Origin of the sequence: Streptomyces sp. MAR4 CNX-425 (genome assembly GCF_048656465.1) — a bacterium.
GTDB lineage: Bacteria > Actinomycetota > Actinomycetes > Streptomycetales > Streptomycetaceae > Streptomyces.
Genome location: NZ_JBMDLF010000007.1, coordinates 108,452 through 129,115 on the forward strand (window position 1 = coordinate 108,452; position 20,664 = coordinate 129,115).

Genomic DNA, 20,664 nt, shown 5'->3' on the forward strand with positions numbered 1-20,664 from the left:
GAGCGTCCGCGGCGGGCGGCCGTCCTCCCGCCCGCCGCGGACCACCACCGCGTTCAGCCCGTGCGGTGGTTGCCCTTCACCACCAGCGACGGCAGCCGGACCGCCGAGTCGTCCTCGGCGACCACGGCGAGCGCCAGCGTGTTGCGCCCGTCGGCGCGGAGCAGCCCCGCCGGGAGGGTGAAGTCCCGCTGCGGGCCCACCCCCGCGCCGTACTGGCCGACGTTCCAGCCGTTGAGGTACATCAGCACCCGGTGCCCGGCGGGCGGCTCGCCGAACCGCAGGGCGAGGGCGGTGTCCTGGCCCCGGGGCAGGTCCGGGCGGAACGTCGTCCGGTACCAGGAGACGGTGCCGGCCGCGACGTCCGGACCGGCCCGGCGCCAGTCGCCGGACGCGGGCGGGTGCGGCAGGTGCCAGCCGTGCCGCTCGCCGTACAGACCGCCGGTGTTGAGCGGGCCGCGCTTCCGGTCGGCGAGGTCCTCGCCGCCGCGGGCGCCCTGGATCTTCCAGGAGATGTCCGCGCCCGAGCCGGGCAGCTCGGCCCGCACCAGGCCGCGCGGCTGCTTGAAGCGGGTGTCGTCGGCGATCCAGTCGTCGTTGTGGCCCATGTTCTGCACGAGCACGGAGACGACCACCTCCTCGCCCGGGGCGGCGTCCGGCAGCGTGAACGTGCCGGGTCCCGGGTCCTCGTTGACCGGCGGGTCGGAGTCCGCCTGGACGCCGCCCTGCGCCGAGCCGAGGTAGCGGCCGTCGGCCCACACCTGGTAGATCCCGCGCCGGCCGGTGATCGCGTTCAGCTTCAGCCCGGTCTCGTCGCCGGTGGCGGTGAACCGGCCGCGGTACCACAGGCTGCCGTGGTGGAAGCCGTGGTCGTCGGCGTGCAGCGTGTGCTCCGCGGCCCGCCAGCGGGAGTCGTCGAAGCCGGGGTCCGTCTCCGGTGCCCCGGCCGCCTGCCGCCACCTCGCCGGCTCCGACAGCTCCGGCAGCCGCACGGGCCGCGGCCCCGGCAGGAACGCGGTCAGCGAGCCGCTCGCGGTGCGCCGGGCGCGCACCGGCGCGCCGTTCACCGTCAGCCGGCGGGCGTCGGTGAACACCTCCACGCCGCCGGGCTCCCCGGTGTCCGCGCGCAGCCGCGCGGTGCGGCCGCGTACGCGGGCGTCCCGCAGCAGGTCCGTGCCGCGCACCAGGACGCCGTCCGCGCTCTGCCAGAACTCCGCCGCGGTGGCGTCGGTGCCGAGCAGGAGCAGCAGCGGCGGCCGGCCGCCGCCGGTGATCCGCACCCGGGTCAGGCCCTCGTGCACGTAGTCGAGCGTCAGCTCTCCCCGCCCGGCGGCGTACGAGACGTCCGCGTCGCCGGCGAGGACCTCGGCCTTCGGCCGCGAGCCGTACTCCAGCACCGTCCGTCCGGCCTCGCCCTCGCGCCCGTACAGCAGCGCGACGTCCCGGCCGCCCGTCCGCGTGTGCGTCATCAGCTCGGAGCTGGAGAGCGCCAGCCGCTGCCCGCCGAAGGGGTAGTCGGAGAGCAGCACCTTGGCGTCGCGGCCGTCGACGCGCACCGGCAGCCTCCGCCCGTCGCCGTAGTCGAGGACGGCGGAGTCGTCGGTGGTCGCGGGCGGGTCGGCGTGGCGCAGCAGGGTGAAGCGGGCGCCGGTACGGGGGTTGACGCGGCTCGCGGTCTCCAGCGCCGGGTTGTCCGGGGCGGGGACCTCCGAGGGCGCCGCCGCGTCCGTCTCGGTGAGGTGCCGGGAGGCCGCCCGCAGGAAGTGCGACTGGAGCTTGAACTCGTCGTACTTCTCCGTCAGCTGCCGGTCCTCGGTGATCATCGCCCCGTAGTCGTACGAGGTGTAGACGTCGTTCGGCTGCGCCAGATAGCCCCAGTTGGTGCCGCCGAAGCCCATGTAGTAACTGAAGAGGGTGGCGCCGCTGAAGATCAGGTTGGATTTGTAGAAGTACTTCATGTACGCGGGGCCGGTCAGCTGCCGGCACGCCTCGTAGCCGGCGTTGTTGAGATCGATCGCCCCGGCCTGGTACTCGGCGGCGTACACCGGCGCGTCGTCCTTCAGCCGCCGGGTGATGCCGTCGCCCCACGGGCCCCAGACGGTGTCCGCGTCCTGGCACTCGAAGGACTGCGGGTAGTCGTCCAGGCCGGGGATGTCGACGGCGCCCAGGCCCTCCGCCCAGGTCGGCGTCCAGGACGCCTGGCAGCACTGGTTGTGGGTGATGGGCACGTCGACGCCCTGGGCGTACGCGAGGTCCTGGAGGTCCTGCATGTACTGCGCGTCGGTGTTCTGCGCGTACTCGTTCTCTACGTTGTAGAGGACGACCGGGCCGCCGCGGGTGTGCTGGTGCGGCACGATGATCCGGTTGATCTCGGTGAGCCACTCCCGGTACGCGGCGGTGTACCCGGCGTCCGACGACCGGGCCCGCCCCTCGACGTTCTTCAGCCAGGCGGGCAGCCCGCCGCCGCTGGTCTCGGCGTTGATGTACGGCCCGGGGCGGACGACGGCGTACAGCCCGACGTCCTCGACGACGTCGAGCAGCCGGTCGACGTCGCGGACGCCGGTGAAGTCGTAGACGCCGCGCTTGGGGGAGTGGTAGCCCCAGTGGAAGTACAGGGACACGGTGTTGAACCCGGCGGCCTTGTACTTCTCCAGCACGTCCCGCCAGGTGTCCGGCGACGGCAGCCGGAAGTAGTGGAATTCGGCGCCCTGGAGGAGGGTCCGCTCGCCGTCGATGAGCAGCGAGTAGCGGTCGTAGGAGACGGTGTGCCCGGGGCCGGTGCCGGGCCCGGTGCCCGTGTCCGCGCGGGCGGCGGGCGCCGGCGCGGCCTCCGGCGCCGGGGCGCCGGAGGCCAGCCCGAGGCAGGCCGCCGCGGCGAGCGCGAGTAACGACGCGAGCAGGCGGCGCGGCCGCGCGCGGCGGCGGGTTGCGTGTGGGTGCATGGCGCTTCCTTCCGTGAGCAGGGCGGGCTGCCCCGGACCCGCGGGCGTCAGGTGCCCGCGGGCCCGGGGCCGTAACTGGTCAGCGCAGCGAGAAGTCGGCCAGGCGCAGGCCCTCGGACAGCACCAGGTACACGTCCTGCCGGTGGAAGGCGCCCTTCAGCCCCGCCCTGACCTCCGTGTACGCGTACCGCGAACCGGTGCTGTCGACCTGGACGGTGCCCGCCAGGCGGCCGTCCGGGGCGCCCAGGCGCACCTCCACCGTGCCCGCGCCCGGCGACTCCTTCGCCACCCGGGCGGTCAGCCGCCGCGCCCCGCGGTGCAGGTCCGCGTCGGCGAACAGCAGCCACGCGCCCGCGGACTCCGCGCCCACGGCCGTGCCCCGCGGCTTCGACTCGTCGACCAGCCGCACGCCCGCGTAGTCGTCGAAGTTCTCCGCCCGCGTCGTACGGCGCAGGTTCCGCGGCGGCACCGTCTCGCCGGCGACGGTCAGCTTCGTCCGGCCCCGGATGTCCCCGGACGAGGCGCCGACCAGCACGTCGTACGTGCTGCGCTCCACCACCCAGCGCTCCCGGGTCACGTCCCAGTGCGCCAGCGCCCGGCGCGTCAGCGGCAGCGTCACCGTCCGCGTCTCGCCCGGCTTCAGCGACACCTTCGTGAACGCCTGGAGCTTCTTCAGCGGCTGCTTCACCCGCGAGCTGCGCTGCCGCGTGTACAGCTGCACGACCTCCGCGCCCTCCCGCCGGCCGGTGTTGGTGACCGACACCGCCACGCCGCCGCGCAGCAGCCGCGGGCGGCCGTAGCGGAACGTGGTGTACGACAGGCCGTGGCCGAAGGGGTAGAGCACCTCGCCCGTGAAGTACTGGTACGTGCGCTCGTACTTGATGTTGTCGTACTCCAGGATCGACGGCAGGTCGTCGACGGAGCGGTACCAGGTCTGGGTGAGCCGGCCCGCCGGGTTCACGTCGCCGAACAGCACGTCCGCGAGCGCGCGGCCGGTCTCCTGGCCCGCGTGCGTCGTCCACACCAGGGCGGGGACGTGCTCCTGCTCCCAGGTCAGCGTGGTGGGGTAGCTGTTCTCCACCACCACGACGGTCTTCGGGTTGGCCGCCAGCACGGCCCGCACCAGCGCCGACTGGGTCTCGCCCAGGCCCATCTCCTCGCGGTCGTCGGTCTCGCGGGCGTTGATGAACGGCATGGAGCCGACCACCACGATCGCGGTGTCCGCGGCCCGCGCCGCCGCGACGGCCTCCTCGACGCCGTCGCGCAGCGTCTCCAGCGTGTAGCGGGAGGCTTCGGCGGCGGTGCCGAGGACGAGCACGCCGTCCTCGTCGCGCGCGCGGAGGTAGACGGCGTCGCCGAACCAGTCCTCGTAGCCCGCGTACCGCAGCACCACCGTGCCGTCGTCCTGCTCCTCCGGCCGGAACAGCTGGGAGACGAACCAGCCGTTGGGCTGGTCCTGGTCGGCGTAGAACTGGCCGTCGCGCTGGCCGACGACCTTGCCGTTGACGACGGCCCGCAGCGTGACGACGCCCTCGCCCCAGCCGAAGAGGTCGAACTGCTCGTTCTCGCCGGCCGCCGTGGCGTCCTCCGCCAGCGCCGCGTCCGCGCCGCCGCCGCCCGCGGTGACGTAGCGGCCGGTCGCGGCGTTCTTCAGCGCGATCCGGTCGACGCCCTCGCCGGTGGTCACCTCGGCGCCGGCGCCGAGGCGGTCGGTTATGCCCTTCAGCGGGGTGATCTCGTAGGGCAGTTCGCCCGAGTACCAGTCGGTGTAGAGGGTGTCGGCCAGCGGGCCGACGACCGCGACCTTCCGCAGCTTCCCGGCGTCGAGCGGCAGCGCGCCGCGGTCGTTCTTCAGCAGCACGACCGCCTCGGCGGCGGTGCGGCGGGCCAGCCTGCGGTGGGCGGGGCTGTCGATGACGGACTTGTCGAGGTGCCCGTACGGGCCGCCGTCCGCGTCGAAGTCGCCGAGGCGGGCGCGGATGTCGAGGATGTGCCGTACGGCGGTGTCGATGTCCCCCTCGGTGAGCAGACCCTGCGCCAGCGCCTCCTTGACGGCGGCGGCGGTCGGCTCGCCGTTGGTGTCGTCGGTGGTGAAGCTGTCGAGACCGGCCTTGAGGATGGCGGCGTCGGCCTCGGCGAGGGTGTCGAAGTACTTCTGGGAGCCGTTGGCCGGGAGATTGTTGGGCGCCCAGGCGTCGGTGACGTTGAGCAGCGTGCGGTCGGTCCAGGTGCGTACCGAGGAGTTGAGGTCGGTGACCGTGCAGGGCCGGCCGTTGACCAGGTTGTACGCGGTCATGACGCCGCACGCGGCGTCGGCGGAGATCGCCGCCCGGTAGGCGGGCTCCTCGTACTCCTTGAACACCCGTGGCCGGAGGTCCGAGGAGGTCTGGTCGCGCCGCACCTCGTTGTTGTTGGCGAGGTAGTGCTTGACGAGCGGGGCGGTCTTGAGGTTGTCGGGGTCGCCGCCGGTGAGCCCGCCCGCGTAGGCCGTGGAGATGACGCCGGTCAGGTACGGGTCCTCGGAGTAGCCCTCCTCGTTGCGGCCCCAGCGCGGGTCGCGCAGCAGGTTCACGACCGGCGCCCACACGTTGAGGCCCCAGCCGTCCGGGCGCTCGTGCTGCAGGCCGCGCACCTCGTCGCCCACGGCTTCGCCGACCTTGCGGATCAGCTCGGGGTCCCAGGTGGAGGCGAGGCCGACGGCCTGCGGGAAGACGGTGGCGGGGCCGAGCCAGGCGAGGCCGTGGAGCGCCTCGGTGCCGGTGCGGAACGCCTTCATCCCCAGCCGGGGGATGGCGGGCTGCCACTGGTGGAGCAGGGATATCTTCTCGTCCAGGGTGAGCTTGCCCAGCAGCTCGCGGACCTTGCCGGCGGTGGCCGGGGCGGCCGCCGCCGGTCCCGCCACCGCGCCCGCGAGGGCGGTGGCGAAGGGGACGGCCAGCGGAGCGGCGAGAACTGTTCTTCGTTTCACGTGCACGACTCCTTATGATCTAGTCGAATCGCTTCGACTACGCGATGAGTTGCTCCGTTCCGTTCGTGCACGGCCCCCGGGGCGGGTCTCAGCCGCCGCGGGGCGCCGTCGTCGCCCGCCTGGTGAGCCGCGGCGGCAGCAGCGTCGCCTCGGGCACGTCCAGCCGGTCCAGCTTGCGCATCAGCAGCTCCACCGCCCGCGTGCCGATCTCCGCGGACGGCACGGCGACCGACGAGATCGGCGTCGGCGCCTGCTCCGCCAGCTCGTCCGGGCAGATCGCCACCACCGACAGGTCCTCCGGCACCCGCAGCCCGAGCCGCCGGAACGCCTCGATCAGCGGCTGCACCACCGGCTCGTTGTGCACCACGACCCCGGTCAGCTCCGGGTGCTCGCGCAGCAGTCGCTCCGCCATCTCCTGCGCCGCCGCCGGGGTGGCCTCGCAGGGGTGCACGGTCGACGTCAGCCCGCGCTCGTCGGCCGCCGCGGTGAAGCCCTGCGTGACGCGCTGCGCGAAGCCCGTGTGGCGCAGGTAGACCGCCGGCGGCGAGCCGACCAGGGCCACGCACCGGTGGCCCAGCTCCGCCAGGTGCGTCACGCACGCGCCGCCGGCCGCCGCGAAGTCCAGGTCGATGCAGGTCAGCCCGGCGGCCTCGGCGGGGAAGCCGATGAGCACCGAGGGCCGGTCCAGGGCGCGCAGCAGCGGCAGCCGGGCGTCGCGCAGCTGCACGTCCATGACGATGAGGGCGTCGACGAGCGCCGTGTCGGCCACCCGCCGCAGCCCTTCCTCGCCCTCCTCCTGGGTGAGCAGCAGCACGTCGTGGTCGTGCTGCCGGGCGGTGGTCACCACCGACACCGCGAACTGCATGACGACCGGCACGTGGATCCCGGTGCGGAACGGGATCACCAGCGCCAGCACGTTGGACCGGCTGCTGGCCAGCGCGCGGGCGCCGGCGTGCGGGCGGTAGCCGAGTTCGCGGATGCTGGCCTCGATGCGCTGCCGGGTGTCCTCGGATATCGGGCGCTTGCCGCTGAGCGCGTACGAGACGGTGCTCGGCGACACCCCGGCGTGCCGGGCCACATCGGTGATCTTGACCATCAACTGCCCCTTCCCGACCGGCCCGCCGTTCGACATGCCGGACAGCCGGACCCTAGCCCAGCTCCGCCACGACCACCGCGCGCCCCGCCTCCGCGTGCACCGTGGGACCGCCGACGACCTCCAGCGCCCACGACTTCGCCCCACCGGCCCCGTCTCCGGCACCGGCTCCCGCACCGCCCGCCGACGCGCGTACCGTGCCGCCCTCGCAGACGACGGAGAACACCGTCCCCCCGACCGGCACGTCCACGCGCTGCCCGGGCCGCAGCCCGTACGCGCGCAGCGTCACCCCGTCCGCGTAGTCGTAGTCCGGCCGGTCGTCGACCGCGCCCACCGGCAGCACCGCGCCCGGCCGCACCAGCACCGGCGCGCTGTCGAACCCGTGCCGCTCACGCACCCACCGCGGCCCCTGCACCTCGGCGCCGCTCAGCAGATGCGTCCACGTGCCCTCCGGGACGTAGTACGACACCTCCCCCTCGTCGCTGAACACCGGCGCGACCAGCAGGTCGGACCCGAGCATGTACTGCCGCTCCAGATGCGTGCACGCCGGGTCCTCCGGGAACTCCAGCGCCATCGGCCGCATCATCGGCACGCCCTGCTCGTGCGCCTCGCGCGCCACCGCGTCCAGATACGGCATCAGCCGCAGCTTCAGCTTGGTGAACACCCGCAGCACGTCCACGGCCTCGTCGTCGAACAGCCACGGCACCCGGTACGACGACGAGCCGTGCAGCCGGCTGTGCGACGACAGCAGCCCGAAGGCGATCCACCGCTTGAACAGCGCCGCCGACGGCGTGCCCTCGAAGCCGCCGATGTCGTGGCTCCAGTAGCCGAAGCCCGACATGCCCAGCGACAGCCCGCCGCGCAGCGACTCCGCCATCGCCTCGTACGTGGACTCGCAGTCGCCGCCCCAGTGCACCGGGAACTGCTGGCTGCCGGCCGTCGCCGAGCGGGCGAAGACCACCGCCTCGCCCTCCCCGCGGTGCTTTTTCAGCACGTCGAAGACCGTCTCGTTGTACAGGTACGTGTAGTAGTTGTGCATCCGCTCCGGGTCGGAGCCGTCGAAGTACACGACGTCCGTGGGCACCCGCTCGCCGAAGTCGGTCTTGAAGCAGTCCACGCCCATGTCGAGCAGCGCCGCCAGCTTGCCCGCGTACCAGGCGCGCGCGTCGGGGTTGGTGAAGTCCACCAGCGCCATCCCCGGCTGCCACAGGTCCCACTGCCACACCCCGCCGTCCGGCTTGCGCAGCAGGTAGCCGGCGTCGCGGCCCTCGGCGAAGAGCGGGGAGCGCTGCGCGATGTACGGGTTGATCCACACGCAGATCTTCAGCCCGCGCTCCTTCAGCCGCCGCAGCATGCCCGCCGGGTCGGGGAAGACCCGCGGGTCCCACTCGAAGTCGCACCAGTGGAACTCGCGCATCCAGAAGCAGTCGAAGTGGAAGACGGACAGCGGCAGGTCGCGCTCGGCCATCCCGTCGATGAAGGAGGTGACGGTCTCCTCGTCGTACGAGGTCGTGAACGACGTCGACAGCCACAGCCCGAACGACCACGCGGGCGGCAGCGCGGGCCGGCCGGTCAGCGCCGTGTACTTGCGCAGGATCTCCTTCGGCGTCGGCCCGTGGATGACGTAGTACGTCAGCTCCTGCCCCTCGACGCTGAACTGTACCCGCGACACCGCCTCCGAGCCCACCTCCAGCGACACCCGGCCCGGGTGGTCGACGAAGACGCCGTAGCCCGCGTCGGTGAGGTAGAACGGCACGTTCTTGTACGCCTGCTCGGTGGCCGTGCCGCCGTCGGCGTTCCAGATGTCGACGACCTGGCCGTTCTTCACCAGCGGCCCGAAGCGCTCGCCGAGCCCGTACACGTGCGTGCCGACGGTGAGCCCGAGCTGCTCGCGCAGGTAGTGCCGGGGCTTGCCGCCGTCGCCGGTGCCGGTCTCCATGATCCCCATGCCCTTGGGCCCGGACGACGTCAGCGGCTTCAGCCCGTCGGCGGTGCGGAAGTCCAGCTGGAACGGGCCGCCGCGGGCCACCCGCAGGGCGAGGCTGCCGGCGGTGAGCAGGGCGTGCTCCTCGTCGTACGACACGTGCGCGTGCGACCCGGAGTCCGCGAGCTGGAAGCGGGGCCCGGGGTCGGTGCCGCCGTCGAAGTGGGTGAGCGTCACCCCGATCACGTCGGGCATGGGGGAGTGGCACGAGACCGTCATGACCGGGCCCTTCAGCAGATCGCCGCGGTGCCGGATGGGCTGGGTCGGTGCGTGGACGTCCAGCGTGCCGTCCCCGGCGGTGACGTCGAGCACCTCGACGGGGTACGCGGCGCGGACTCCGTCACGCAGCATCCAGTAGCCGTCGGTGAACTTCATGCGTTGCCTTTCGGGGTCAGGGCGGAGGTCACTTGACCGCGCCCACGGCGATGCCGCGGGTCAGCGTCCGCTGGAAGAGGAGGAAGAACGCGATCGCCGGCAGCACGCCCAGCAGCGCGGCGGCGTTGGTCATCGTGGCGTCCATGTCCCGCTGGCCCTGGAGCACGCCGAGGGCGACGGACACGGTCTGGTTGTCGTCCGAGACGAGCATGACCAGCGGCAGCAGGAACTCGTTCCACGTCCAGATGAAGAACAGCACCATCAGCACGCCGATCGTGGGCCGGCTGACGGGCACCACGACCCGCCACAGCACCTGCCACTTGGTCGCGCCGTCGATCCGCGCCGCCTCGATCACCTCGCGCGGGAAGCCGCCGAGCACCGAGGACAGCAGGTACGTGCCGAAGGCGGACTGCACCACGGTGAAGACGATCACCACGCTCAGCCGGGTGTCGTAGAGGCCGGCCTCCTTCGACAGGTAGTAGATCGGGTAGACCAGCGACTCCTGCGGCAGCATGTTCGCCAGCACGAAGAACGCCAGCACGTACGGCCGCCCGCGGATCCGCCCGATGCCGATGGCGTACGCGCTGAGCACCGACAGCACCACGGCGAGCAGCGCCACCGAGCCCGAGATCAGCACCGAGTTCCACAGCTTCTGCCCGAAGTCGACGCGCTCCCAGAAGTCCGTGAGCCCGTCGAGGTACACGCCGTCGGGCATGCTCAGCGGCCCGTCGCTGGAGTACTCCTCCGGCGACTTCACCGCGTTCATCAGCACCACGACGAACGGCAGCACCATGAACGCCGCGCCCAGCACCAAAGCTGCGAGCACGGGGTACTTCCTGACCGCGGTCATCCGTTCTCGTCCTCCGCCCGCGTCTGCATCTTCAGGGCGACGACCGCCAGCACCAGGATCAGCGCCGTGAGGACGGTGGAGATCGCGGCGCCGTAGCCGGCCTGGAAGTTCTCGAAGAAGTTCTGGTACGCGAAGTACGACGGCACGTTCGTCGCCCCGCCCGGCCCGCCGCCGGTGAGGACGTACACCATGCCGAAGACCTTCAGCGCCGCGATCGTGCACCACAGCAGCACCACCGCGATCTCCGGCCGCAGCTGCGGCAGCGTCACGTGCCAGAACCGCCGCCACCAGCCCGCGCCGTCCAGCTCCGCGGCCTCGTGCAGCGCCGGGTCGACGCGTTGCAGCCCGGACATGAAGATCACCAGCGGGAAGCCGATCTGCACCCACACCATCACGGCCATCACGCTGTACAGCGCCAGGTCCGGGTCGCCCAGCCAGTCCTGTTGCAGCGCGTCCAGCCCGACCGCGCCCAGGAGTTCGTTCAGCGAGCCGCTCTCCGGCGCCAGGATCCAGCTCCACACGATGCCGGCGACCGCGATCGGCAGCACCTGCGGCAGGTAGAAGCAGGCGCGCAGCGCCGCCACCCACCGGCTGCCGGCGTGCCGCCCGACGAAGTCGAACAGCGCCGAGGCCAGCACCAGGCCGACCGCCGTCGGCAGCAGCGCCATCGCCGCGACCATCGCCAGGCTGTGCCGGAACGACTCCCAGAAGTCCTCGTCACCGACGAGCCGGTCGTAGTTCTCCAGCCCGGTGAACTCCGGCGTGCCGACGCCGCTCCACTCGGTGAAGCTGATCCCGGTGTTCATCACGAACGGCACGACGATGACGACGAGGAACGCCAGCCCGCCGGGCAGCAGGTAGAGCGCGTACGAGCCCTCGGTGGACGTCGGGCGCGGCCGGCCGGCCCGGCTCTTGCGCCACCGCCGGCGGGAGGGGGCTCCGCTCCCGCCGGCGGTGCGGGCGGCGTCCTTGGAGACGCCGGTGACCGGGGCGCTCATTCCTGGAGCACGTTCTCGTCGTACTCGGCCTGGAGCGACTCCAGCACGTCGGCCGGCTCGGCGCTGCCGGTGATGAGCTTCTGCGTCTCGGAGGTCATCGAGTCGTAGAAGCCGTTCGCCGGCCAGTCCGGGTAGTAGGCGAGGCCGTCGCCGTCGGCGAGCGTCGTGTAGTCCTGGATCAGGGCCTTCGACTGCGGGTCGGTGATTGCGGCGGGGTCGGCCGCGACCGGGACGCCGCCGTTGTCGCCGAGGATGTTCTGGATGCCCTTCTTCATCGTGATGTCGATGAAGTCGTACGCCAGCTCCTTGTTGTCGGCGCCCTCCGGGACCACCCACAGGTTGCCGCCGGAGCCGAGCGTCAGGTCGCTGTCCGGCCACAGGAAGGTGTCCCATTCGAACTTCTGCACCTCGGCCTGGAAGCGGCCGAACCACCAGCTGCCGGAGAACAGCATCGGGTGCTTGCCCTGGATGAAGGAGACCCCGGCGTCCTCGGCCTTGGTGCCCGAGGAGTTCTCGGCGATGTAGCCCTTGTCGACCCAGTCGGCGAACGTCTCGGCGGCGTAGGTCCAGGCGGCGTCGGAGAAGTCGGTCTCGCCCCCCATCTGGAAGGAGTCGACCCACGCCTTGTCGGCCTGGCTGAGGGCCAGCTGGTAGAGGTACTGCTGCGCCATGTACTCGGCGCCGGCGTTGGCGAACGGCGTGATCCCGGCGTCCGCGAACGTCGCGAGCGCCTCCTCCAGCTCCCCGAACGTGGTCGGGACCTCGACGCCGTGCTCCGCGAAGAGGTCCTTGTTGTAGTAGACCATCGTGAACTCGGCGTAGTTGGGTATGCCGTACCAGGCGCCGTCGCCCATGACGCCGCTCTCGTCGTAGCGGCTGGTGGTGGCCACCGTGGGCGGCACGGCGTCGGCCCAGCCGCGCTGCTCCGCCTCCTCGGTGAGGTCGGTCAGCAGGCCCTGGCGGGAGAGCTGGCCGGTGGTGGCGTTGCCCTTGTTGTACTCCATGAGGTCGGGCGCCTGGTCGGAGTTGAGGACCTGGGGAGCGGTCTTCTGGATCTGCTCGAAGCCCTTCTCCTCGAACTCGACCTTCACCCCCGGGTGGCTGTCCTCGAACTCCTTGATGGCCTCGGCCCAGGCTTTGCCCATGGCGCTGTCGGGGCCCTCGTAGTGCCAGAGCCGGAGGGTCTTTCCGTCGCCCGAGCCGCCGTCGTCGGAGTCGCCGCACGCGGCCAGCGTGCTCAGCGACAGGGCTCCCGCCAGGGCGGCAGCCAGCAGGCGCGCCCTTCTCCGTGCCTTCAACATCACTGCCTCCGGGAGAGTTCGTCCTCGTCGAATCGTTTCGATGAGAAATGTCGAAGCGTTTCGACGGAGGAACGTAGAGAGGGCCCGGCGGTATGTCAATGGCGTTGACAAAAGGTTTCGGGAAAGGGCGCCGGACAAGAGGGACGGGTGCCCGGTGGGCACCCGTCCCGTTGCCGTGTGTGCCGTGGTCGTGTCTGTCGGTCGTGCTCGCCGGCCGGCTACGGCAGGACGCCCCCGAAGGCCACGCACGCCGGGCTCGGCGCCGCGGCCGACGCGCCGGTGCGGCGCAGCGCGCCGGAGCGGCCGACGCGGAACGCCACCACGTCGTCGCTGTTCTGGTTCGCCACCAGCAGCACGTCGCCGCCCGGGGCGAGCGCGAAGTGCCGCGGCCACGCGCCGCCGGTCGGGGTGGTGTCGCACAGGTCCAGCCGGCCGTCGGCGGCCACGGCGAAGCGGGCGATGCTGTCGTGCCCGCGGTTGGACACGTACAGCGTCCCGCCGTCCGGGCGCACCGCGACCTCCGCGCAGTAGCTCTCGCCGGTGAAGCCGCGGGGGAGCGTGCTGACGGTCTGCAGCCAGCGGAACGTGCCGCGGCCGGCGTCGTACGAGAACGCCGTCACCGACGACGTCAGCTCGTTCACGACGTACACGAACCGGCCGGTGGGGTGGAACGCCAGGTGGCGGGCGCCGGAGCCGGAGGCCACCTGGAGGAACGGCAGCGGGTTCGGCGTCAGCTTCCCGGCCCCGCCGTCCAACTGCCACGCCCAGACCCGGTCCGTGCCCAGGTCGGCGCCGAAGACGTACCCGTACGCCGGGTCGAAGACGACCTGGTGCGGGTGCGGGCCGGCCTGGCGCTGCGGGTCGGGGCCCGTGCCGGTGGCGGTGACGGTGTCCGACACCGGGGCCGGGGTGCCGTCCGCGCGCAGCGGGACGACGGCGAAGGTGCCGCCGCCGTAGTTGGCGACGACCAGGTGCTCGCCGCGCTCGTCGAGCGCGCCGTGCGCGGGGACCCCCGGCACGGGCTGGTCGCCGGTGCGGGTCAGCTCGCCGGTGGCGGTGTCGACGGCGTACGAGACGACGCCGCCGCCCTGCTGCCCGTTCCAGGTGCTCACCTCGCAGACGGCGTACAGGACGGGCAGCCGCGGATGCACCGCCAGCCAGGAGGGGTTCGGCACGCCGGGCACCTTCTGGACGGGCGTGAGGCGGCCGCCGCCGTCCATGCGGAACACCGCGAGCCCGGCGGGGGCGCCCGGGCCGCCGGCGTAGCCGCCGACGTAGACGGCGCGGGGGCCGCGGTCCGCCGCCGCGGCGGGCGTGGCGGCGGCGGGGGCCGCCGAGGCGGGCGCGGCGGAGCCGAGCGCCGGGACGACCCCCGCCAGCGCGGCGGCGCCGAAGACGGGCAGCATCTGCCGGCGGGTGGGGCCTTCGGCGCCGGCCTGGTCGCCGGGGGACGGGGGTTCGGGCTGGGAGGGGCGCTGGGCGGAGGTGTTCACGGCGGTGCTCCTCTCGTGGCGGGGGACGGCGGCGGTGGCGGCCGCCGGTGGAGCCGGAGATGGATACGGCGCCCCGCGGCCCGGAGTTCACCTGCCCCGGAAGGCGGGTGCCTCCGCCGCCGCCGCGGGGCGCCGCGTCGCCGGCCCTACCCGGGCAGCCGGACGGACTGGGCGTGGCGGAAGACGTCGCCCGGGTCGTACGCGGCCTTGACCCGTTGCAGCCGCGCGTAGCCCGCCTTGTAGTACAGGTCGTGCCAGGGGGTGCCGGAGGTGTTCCAGCGCGGGTCGCCCAGGTCGATGTCGGGGTAGTTGATGTAGCAGCCGTCGTTGACCTCGTTCGGCACCGGGACGCCGCCGGTGGCCGCGTACACGTCGCGGTACATGGTCCGGATCCAGTCCAGCTTCCCGGCCTCCTGGGCGTCCTCGCTCCAGTACGCCTGGTACTGGAGCTTGATGATCGAGTCCCGCTGCGCCATCGCGGTCGCGTCCGCGTCGACGGCGTTGACCTGGGCGCCGTACGAGTCGATCGACACCAGGGCGCTGGTGAGGTCGGTCTCGGTGAGGTTCCGGTACAGGGCGGAGATCTGCTCGTCCGGGAACGCCTGCCGCAGGTACGCCGACTTGTAGTCGCCGCGCCCGCCCCAGCCGGACCCGCCGAGCCGACGGGTGGCGACCAGCCACGGCCGCGCCTGCGGCGCGAACAGCTCGGGCATCGCGCGCATCTCGTTCGTCGACAGCGTCGTCGGCTCGGCCTCGCCCATGTGGCCGCCGACCTCGGCGAGGAAGTCGTCCAGCTTGCGCGCCGCGTCCGGCTGGGTGGCGTCGATCTGCGTGGTCATGGAGATCGACCCGCTTGCCCTGGTGCTGCACACGAGCATGCTGAACATGCCGGCGTACGGGTTGCCGGGGGCGCTGTGCTCCTCGTAGAAGCCGCTGTAGTTGCGCAGCAGCGTGCGGAAGCGGCCCTCGTCGATGCCGCTCCACGGCCACGACTGCTGGTGCACGTACACCTCGCCGGGCGGCCGGGGCAGCTGCTTCTCCGGCGGCAGCCCGGCGGTGCCGGGGGTGCGCAGGAAGTAGCGGGTGACGACGCCGAAGTTGCCGCCGCCACCGCCGGTGTGCGCCCACCACAGGTCGCGGTGCGGGTCGTTCTCGTCGCTCGTGGCCACGATGGCGCGGGCCTTGCCGGCGGCGTCCACGACGACGACCTCGACGGCGTGGACGTAGTCGACGGTCAGCCCGAACTGCCGGCACAGGAAGCCGAAGCCGCCGCCCTGGATATGGCCGCCGGCGCCGACGGAGGAGCAGGAGCCGCCGGGGATCGTCACGCCCCAGACGCGGTACAGCTCCATGTAGACCTCCATCAGCGTGCAGCCGGGCTCGATGACGAAGGCGCGCCGCTGGTGGTCGTAGGAGATGTCGTTCATCGCCGACAGGTCGATGACGACCTGGGTGTCGGGGTGGTAGACGAAAGCCTCGTAGCAGTGGCCGCCGCTGCGTACGGAGAGGCGCTTTCCGCCGCGTACGGCCTCCGCCACGGCCGCCACCACCTGCTCGGTGGTCGTCGCCACCCGGACCGCCTCCGGGGCGGCCCGCCAGCGGCCGTTGCTGCCGGAGACGAAGTCGGGATACCGCGCGTCGGCGGGCGTGATGGTCGCGGCGGCACCGCGGGGGGCCGCCCCGGCCGGAGCCGCGGCGGCGGCCCGGGCGCCGCCGAGAGCGGCGGCACCGCCCACGGCCGCGCTGGAGAGAAGCACTTTCCGGCGTGACACATTGTCCATGAGGAAACTCCCGTCGACGCAGAAGAAAATGGGCAGCGCGAATTCCGGCGGCACGCATGTGCGGAGGCAGAAGAATTTCGTCCGGGCGGCGTTCGATGGGGGAAGATGCTAATCCCGGGCGGCCGGTGAGTAAACGGCCGTTTGGGAATGCCCGTATTCAACTCGCTGATACTCGCGGGGAGTTGAAGCACTGCCTGCGCCGTTGCGCGCAGCGCAGCCGACGGAAATGCGGATGGCCGCCCGACGCGGGAGAACGAGACGCCCAATTCCGCCAGCCGCCGGGCGGCTGCCCGCCCAGAGCCGGCCCGCGCTTCCGGGCGACTCGGCGTCGGCGGCCCCGTACGCCTGCCGGCAGTCCCGGGAAGGGGACCGCGGCCGGTTCACGGAAGGCGGCTCGTGGGACGAGCGTACGCGAAGCGGCTGGTATTACTGGGACATGGAGGAAGAGACCGCACGCACCGCGATCGACACGTTCATCTCCGCGTTCAACGCCTCGGACGACAGCTATGTGACCGCCCTGCTCTCCCAGGCCCTGACCTCGGACGTGGTCTTCTGGGGACCGCTGGGTCGCAGCGAGGGAATCGCGGCGGTCGAGCGGTTCGTGCTGGACATCCGGCGGCACCCGGCGGGGACCGGCACGATGGTGCGCTGCTCAGCGGTGGACATGCCTGACGAATGGGCCCGGTACCAATGGGTCTTCACCACCCCCGAGGGAGGCCCCCGCCTGGCGGGAACGGACGTCGTGCATCTGCGGCGGAGCCTCATCGACCAGGTCATCGTCTTCGCGGGGGAGATCGAGCCCTCCGCCTCCTGAACCTGCCCCTCCGGCGTTCCGGGAGGCGCGGTTCGCGATTGGCCGGGCCGCGGTGCTGAAAGGGCGTCCGCCCCGGCGGATCATTTTCGCGGACTCCTCGGCTTCCCCGGCGTCCAGAGAGGCACCGCGCCGCGTTGCGCCGTGGCGGCGAGGGCCGCCGCGGCGGCCGCGGCGAGGGGGACGGCGTACGCGGCCGCGGGGGTTGCGGCGGCCCAGCTGTCCGCGGCCCAGCCGCCGGTGGCGGAGCCGGCGGCGATGCCGGCCAGGAGGGCGGTGACGGCGAGGGTCATGCCCTCGTTGAGGCGGCCGGCGGGGGTGCGGGACTGGACGAGGGACATGCCGGTGATCATCGTCGGCGCGGTGGCCATACCGGCGAGGAGGAGGGCCGCGGCGAGGAGGGCGAGGCGGCCGGTGGCGGCGGCGAGCAGGGGGAGGAGCATGAGGGCGGCCATGGCGGCGGCGCAGCGGAGGAACCGGGGTCCGGCGGCGGGGGCCGCCGCCGGCGCGTCCGCGACCGGTGCCTCCGCCTCCGCCGGCGGCCTCCGCGTGCCGTAGACCAGCCCCGCCACGCACGACCCCGCCGCCAGCAGCGCCAGGATCCCGCCCGCCGCCGCCGGCCGGCCCAGGCGATCCGCGTACGCGATCGTGACCACCTCCATCGACCCGAACACCGCCCCCGCGCAGCCGAACGCCGCCACCAGCATCGGGAACCCGCGCGCCCGCAGCGGCGACCGCGTCCGCTCACCCGGCGCGCGCGGCCGGGGCGGGGGCTCGGTGGCCCGCTGCGCGGCGAAGAGGAGGATGCCGCCCATCAGCAGCGCGGCGCCGGTCACGGTGCCCGCCTCGGGGAAGGCGGCCGTGCAGAGCAGCGCGGCGAGGACCGGGCCGGTCATGAAGCACAGTTCGTCGGCGGCCTGCTCGAAGGAGTTGGCGGTGTGCCGGGCCGCGGCGTTCCCGGCGGCCGGGCCGCGGAAGGCGTGGGCCCAGCGGGCGCGGGACATGCCGCCCGTGTTGGGGGTGGTGGCCGTGAGGACGTACGCGGCGAAGAGCGTCCACGCGGGCGCGCGCAGGTGGACGCAGAGCGCGAGGGTCAGCGAACCGGCCGCGGCGATCGCCGCCGCGGGGACGGCGATACGGGCCTGGCCGCGCCGGTCGACGAGGCGCGCGGTGAGCGGCCCGACGACGGCGGTGGCGGCGAGCCCGGCGGCGGGGACGGCGCCGGCGAGGGCGTACGAGCCGTAGCGCTCGGCGATCATGATGACGGCGCTGACCGAGAACATGCCCATGGGCAGCCGGGCGACGAGGTTGCCCGCGGTGAACGCGCGGGCGCCGGGGACGGCGAAGAGCCGGCGGTAGGGGGCGAGGGCGGCGGCGACGGGCCGTCGCCGCGTACGTGTCGGGGGCATGCGGAAAGGCTGGCCGGGCGCGGTCGCGGCGGTCCAACACCTGATCGCTGGCCATTCACGCGCGTACGTTGTCAAATGGCCGGATGGCCACAGCACCGAGGGACGTCGAGCCGCGGCTGCTGCGCGCCTTCGCCGCCGTGGCCGGGACCCTGCACTTCACCCGCGCCGCGAACCTGCTGTACGTCGCGCAGCAGGCCCTCAGCCGCGACATCCGCCGGCTCGAACGCGAGCTGGGCGCGCAGCTCTTCGTCCGGACCACCCGCCAGGTGCGGCTGACCGCCGAGGGCGAGCGGCTGCTGCCGTACGCCCGCCGGGTGCTCGCCGCGTACGACGACCTCGCCGGCGCCGCCGACCCGCGGTCCCGGCCGCTGCTCGTCGACGTCGGCGCCCGCTACAGCACCGGCCAGCGGATCCTGGACGCCGCCCGCGCGGCGGCGCCGGACCTGGAGCTGGTGGCCCGGTTCCACAGCGGGCTGACCGGCGCCGCGGCGGAGATCGCGGCGGGGCGGCTGGACGTGTCGTTCGGCCGGGTGGCGGGGCTGGCGCCGGGGGCGCGGGCGGGGCTGCGGCACGAACTCGTCCGGCTGGAGCCGATGGCGGTGCTGCTGCCGTCGGCGCACCCGCTGGCGGCCCGGGCGGCGGTGCCGCTGGCGGCGCTGGCGGGCGAGACGCTGTACGCGGCCGACGGCAACGCGGCGACGGCGGAGTGGACGGACCTGGCCCGCGAGCTGTTCGCCGGCCGCGGCATCCGCCTCGCGGCGCCGTTCCCGGAGATCGACGGCGAGGCGGAGTTCGTCCGGCTGGTGCACCGGCACGGCTGGTCGGTGCTGGCGACGACGGAGTTCGCGGAGATCCCCGGGATGGCGCTGCGCCCATTGACCGACCCGGTCCCGCTGTCCCCGGTGTCGCTGACCTGGCGCCGCGGCCTGGCGCACCCGGGCCTGCGCGCCCTGCGCGCGGCGGCGGGGCGGCTGGCCCGTACCCACGACTGGCTGCACCGCCCGCGCAGCGCCTGGCTCCCCGAGGCCGACCGCGCCCTGCACACCCCGGCGCCCGCCACCGCCGCCGGGCCCGCCGAGGCCGGGGGCGGGGCGAACGGCCCGGACGTGGCCCGGCCGCCGGTCGGCGGCAGCGGATCGACCCGAACCTCACCGCCCTGACGCACGCCACCGGCGCGTTCCCCCCCATCGTCCCGATCGGCGCCGCACGCTCCGCCACCGATACGCCGTCCCTAACGCCAGGGGTCGAGGGCGTGCTTGCCCCGGGTCAGGCCCGCCGCGAGCCGCCGCAGCACCGCCGGTCCCTCGGCCAGCGGGTGCACCCGGGGCGTTCCGGGCGGGTAGACGCCGCGGGCGACGAGGTTCTCGATCTCGGCGAGCAGCGACCGGTAGCGGTCCGGGGCCGCGGCCGCCAGCGCCCCGATGTGCAGGCCCTTGACCTGGACCTGGTGCGTGAAGACCAGGTCGTGAGTGGTCAGGGAGGCGTCGCCCGAGGCGGCGCCGAACACGACGACGCGTCCGGTGAAGGGCCGGGCGACCGACAGGCTGGCCCGGAACGTGGCCCGCCCCACCGACTCCAGGACCAGGTCGACCCCGCCGGTCAGGCGGGTGATCTCCGCGGCCAGATCGGGGCGCCGGCCGTCCAGGACCGCGTCGGCGCCGAGGGCCTCGACGGCGGCGTGCTTCGCCGGCGACGCCGTGGCGATCACGCGCGCGCCGTAGTGGCGGGCGAGCCGGACGGCCGCCTGCCCCACGCCTCCGGCCGCCGCGTGCACGAGGACCGTCTCGCCCGCCCGGACCCCGCCCAGCGGCCGCAGCGCCGCCAGGGCGGTGGCCCAGTTCAGTACGAGACCGAGCGCCGCGGCGTCACTCCAGCCGGACGGTACGGGCAGCACACCCGCGGCCGGCATCGTCATGTACTGCGCGAAGGCGCCCGGCCCGGTCCCGACGACATGGGTGCCGGGCGGCAGCGGGCGCGCGACGTCCGGGCCGGCGCCGACGATCTCGCCGGCGGCCTCGAAGCCCGCCACGTACGGCGCCCGCGGGCCGCCCCCGTACGTGCCGCGGGCCTGCATGACGTCGGCGAAGTTGACCCCGGCGGCGCCGACGCGGACCAGGTAGTCGCCGGGTCCGGGGGCGGGGCGGGGGTGGCCGGTGGTGAGGGCCAGGTCCTCGGGTCCCCGGTGGGACCGCTGGACGAGTGCCCGCACGGTCTGCTCGTCGCTCTCCATGCGGCGAACGTAGGAGCCTGACACTTGTGTCAGGGTCAAGCGGCGATCGGGCGGCGGTCAGCCGCTTCCGCCGCGGCGGGCCTCGCGGAGGTACGCGTCGAGCGCCGCCTGCCGGTCGCTGAGCACGGCGATGCGGGCCGCGAGCCGGTCGCGGTAGTCCTCCACCTCGCGCAGGAACTCCGTGCACCCCGTCTCCGCCCCGGCGCCGGCGTCGCCGGTGAGGCGGGGCAGGACTTCCCGGATCAGCCGCACGGGCAGCCCGGACTCCAGCAGCGAGCGGACGACGCGCACCCTGTCGATCGTGGACGGGCAGTAGTCGCGGAACCCGTTGCCGAACCGGCCGGGGACGATCAGCCCCTCGTCCTCGTAGTGCCGCAGCGACCGCGCGCTGACCCCGCTGACCCGGGCGGCCTCACCGATCCTCATGCCCCG

14 protein-coding genes are annotated in these 20,664 nt (G+C 73.6%); 2 read left to right on the top strand and 12 right to left on the bottom strand.

Annotation, left to right across the window (positions count from 1 at the left end):
- Nucleotides 1-53: 53 nt before the first annotated feature.
- From ACHZ99_RS20615 to ACHZ99_RS20655, 9 genes are all read right to left on the bottom strand, one after another.
- Nucleotides 54-2,939 carry a beta-galactosidase gene (locus ACHZ99_RS20615; protein ID WP_420306141.1) on the bottom strand — a complete coding sequence of 962 codons (2,886 nt, stop codon included), beginning with the start codon at nucleotides 2,937-2,939 and terminating at the stop codon, nucleotides 54-56.
- Nucleotides 2,940-3,018: 79 nt separating this feature from the next.
- Nucleotides 3,019-5,907: a glycoside hydrolase family 3 C-terminal domain-containing protein gene (locus ACHZ99_RS20620; RefSeq protein ID WP_420306142.1), complete on the bottom strand. Its 2,889-nt coding sequence runs from the start codon at nucleotides 5,905-5,907 to the stop codon at nucleotides 3,019-3,021.
- 88 nt (nucleotides 5,908-5,995) lie between these two features.
- Nucleotides 5,996-7,003 (bottom strand): LacI family DNA-binding transcriptional regulator, encoded by a 1,008-nt coding sequence (locus tag ACHZ99_RS20625; RefSeq protein ID WP_420306143.1) that lies wholly within the window; start codon nucleotides 7,001-7,003, stop codon nucleotides 5,996-5,998.
- Between the two features lie 52 nt (nucleotides 7,004-7,055).
- Nucleotides 7,056-9,359 carry an alpha-xylosidase gene (yicI, locus tag ACHZ99_RS20630; protein ID WP_420306144.1) on the bottom strand — a complete coding sequence of 768 codons (2,304 nt, stop codon included), beginning with the start codon at nucleotides 9,357-9,359 and terminating at the stop codon, nucleotides 7,056-7,058.
- Between the two features lie 28 nt (nucleotides 9,360-9,387).
- Nucleotides 9,388-10,209 carry a carbohydrate ABC transporter permease gene (locus ACHZ99_RS20635; RefSeq protein ID WP_420306145.1) on the bottom strand — a complete coding sequence of 274 codons (822 nt, stop codon included), beginning with the start codon at nucleotides 10,207-10,209 and terminating at the stop codon, nucleotides 9,388-9,390.
- On the bottom strand, nucleotides 10,206-11,207 hold the full coding sequence (locus ACHZ99_RS20640; RefSeq protein ID WP_420306146.1) for a carbohydrate ABC transporter permease: 1,002 nt from the start codon (nucleotides 11,205-11,207) through the stop codon (nucleotides 10,206-10,208). The genes ACHZ99_RS20635 and ACHZ99_RS20640 overlap by 4 nt, the downstream gene beginning before the upstream one ends.
- The gene (locus tag ACHZ99_RS20645; protein ID WP_420306147.1) at nucleotides 11,204-12,508 is read right to left on the bottom strand and encodes an extracellular solute-binding protein; all 1,305 of its coding nucleotides are present in this window, start codon (nucleotides 12,506-12,508) and stop codon (nucleotides 11,204-11,206) included. Before ACHZ99_RS20645 ends, ACHZ99_RS20640 begins: the two co-directional genes overlap by 4 nt.
- Nucleotides 12,509-12,726: 218 nt before the next feature.
- Entirely contained in the window at nucleotides 12,727-14,001 is a 1,275-nt protein-coding gene (locus ACHZ99_RS20650; RefSeq protein WP_420306148.1) for a lactonase family protein, read from the bottom strand.
- A 146-nt stretch (nucleotides 14,002-14,147) separates the two neighbouring features.
- A complete protein-coding gene (locus ACHZ99_RS20655; protein ID WP_420306149.1) occupies nucleotides 14,148-15,782 on the bottom strand; it encodes an FAD-binding protein in 1,635 nt (544 codons plus the stop codon).
- A gap of 436 nt (nucleotides 15,783-16,218) precedes the next feature.
- On the opposite strand from ACHZ99_RS20655, the gene ACHZ99_RS20660 reads away from it, so the two are divergent.
- Nucleotides 16,219-16,596, top strand: a complete 378-nt coding sequence (locus tag ACHZ99_RS20660; RefSeq protein WP_420306150.1) for a nuclear transport factor 2 family protein — start codon at nucleotides 16,219-16,221, stop codon at nucleotides 16,594-16,596.
- An 80-nt stretch (nucleotides 16,597-16,676) separates the two neighbouring features.
- Here the strand turns inward: ACHZ99_RS20660 and ACHZ99_RS20665 are convergent, their stop codons facing one another.
- On the bottom strand, nucleotides 16,677-18,002 hold the full coding sequence (locus ACHZ99_RS20665) for an MFS transporter (protein WP_420306151.1): 1,326 nt from the start codon (nucleotides 18,000-18,002) through the stop codon (nucleotides 16,677-16,679).
- 83 nt (nucleotides 18,003-18,085) lie between these two features.
- On the opposite strand from ACHZ99_RS20665, the gene ACHZ99_RS20670 reads away from it, so the two are divergent.
- Entirely contained in the window at nucleotides 18,086-19,162 is a 1,077-nt protein-coding gene (locus ACHZ99_RS20670) for a LysR family transcriptional regulator (protein ID WP_420306152.1), read from the top strand.
- A 71-nt stretch (nucleotides 19,163-19,233) separates the two neighbouring features.
- Here ACHZ99_RS20670 and ACHZ99_RS20675 read toward each other — a convergent pair whose 3' ends face one another.
- Nucleotides 19,234-20,232, bottom strand: coding sequence for a zinc-binding dehydrogenase (locus tag ACHZ99_RS20675; RefSeq protein WP_420306153.1), 999 nt, complete (start codon nucleotides 20,230-20,232; stop codon nucleotides 19,234-19,236).
- Between the two features lie 57 nt (nucleotides 20,233-20,289).
- On the bottom strand, nucleotides 20,290-20,658 hold the full coding sequence (locus ACHZ99_RS20680; RefSeq protein ID WP_420306154.1) for a MerR family transcriptional regulator: 369 nt from the start codon (nucleotides 20,656-20,658) through the stop codon (nucleotides 20,290-20,292).
- Nucleotides 20,659-20,664: the final 6 nt, after the last annotated feature.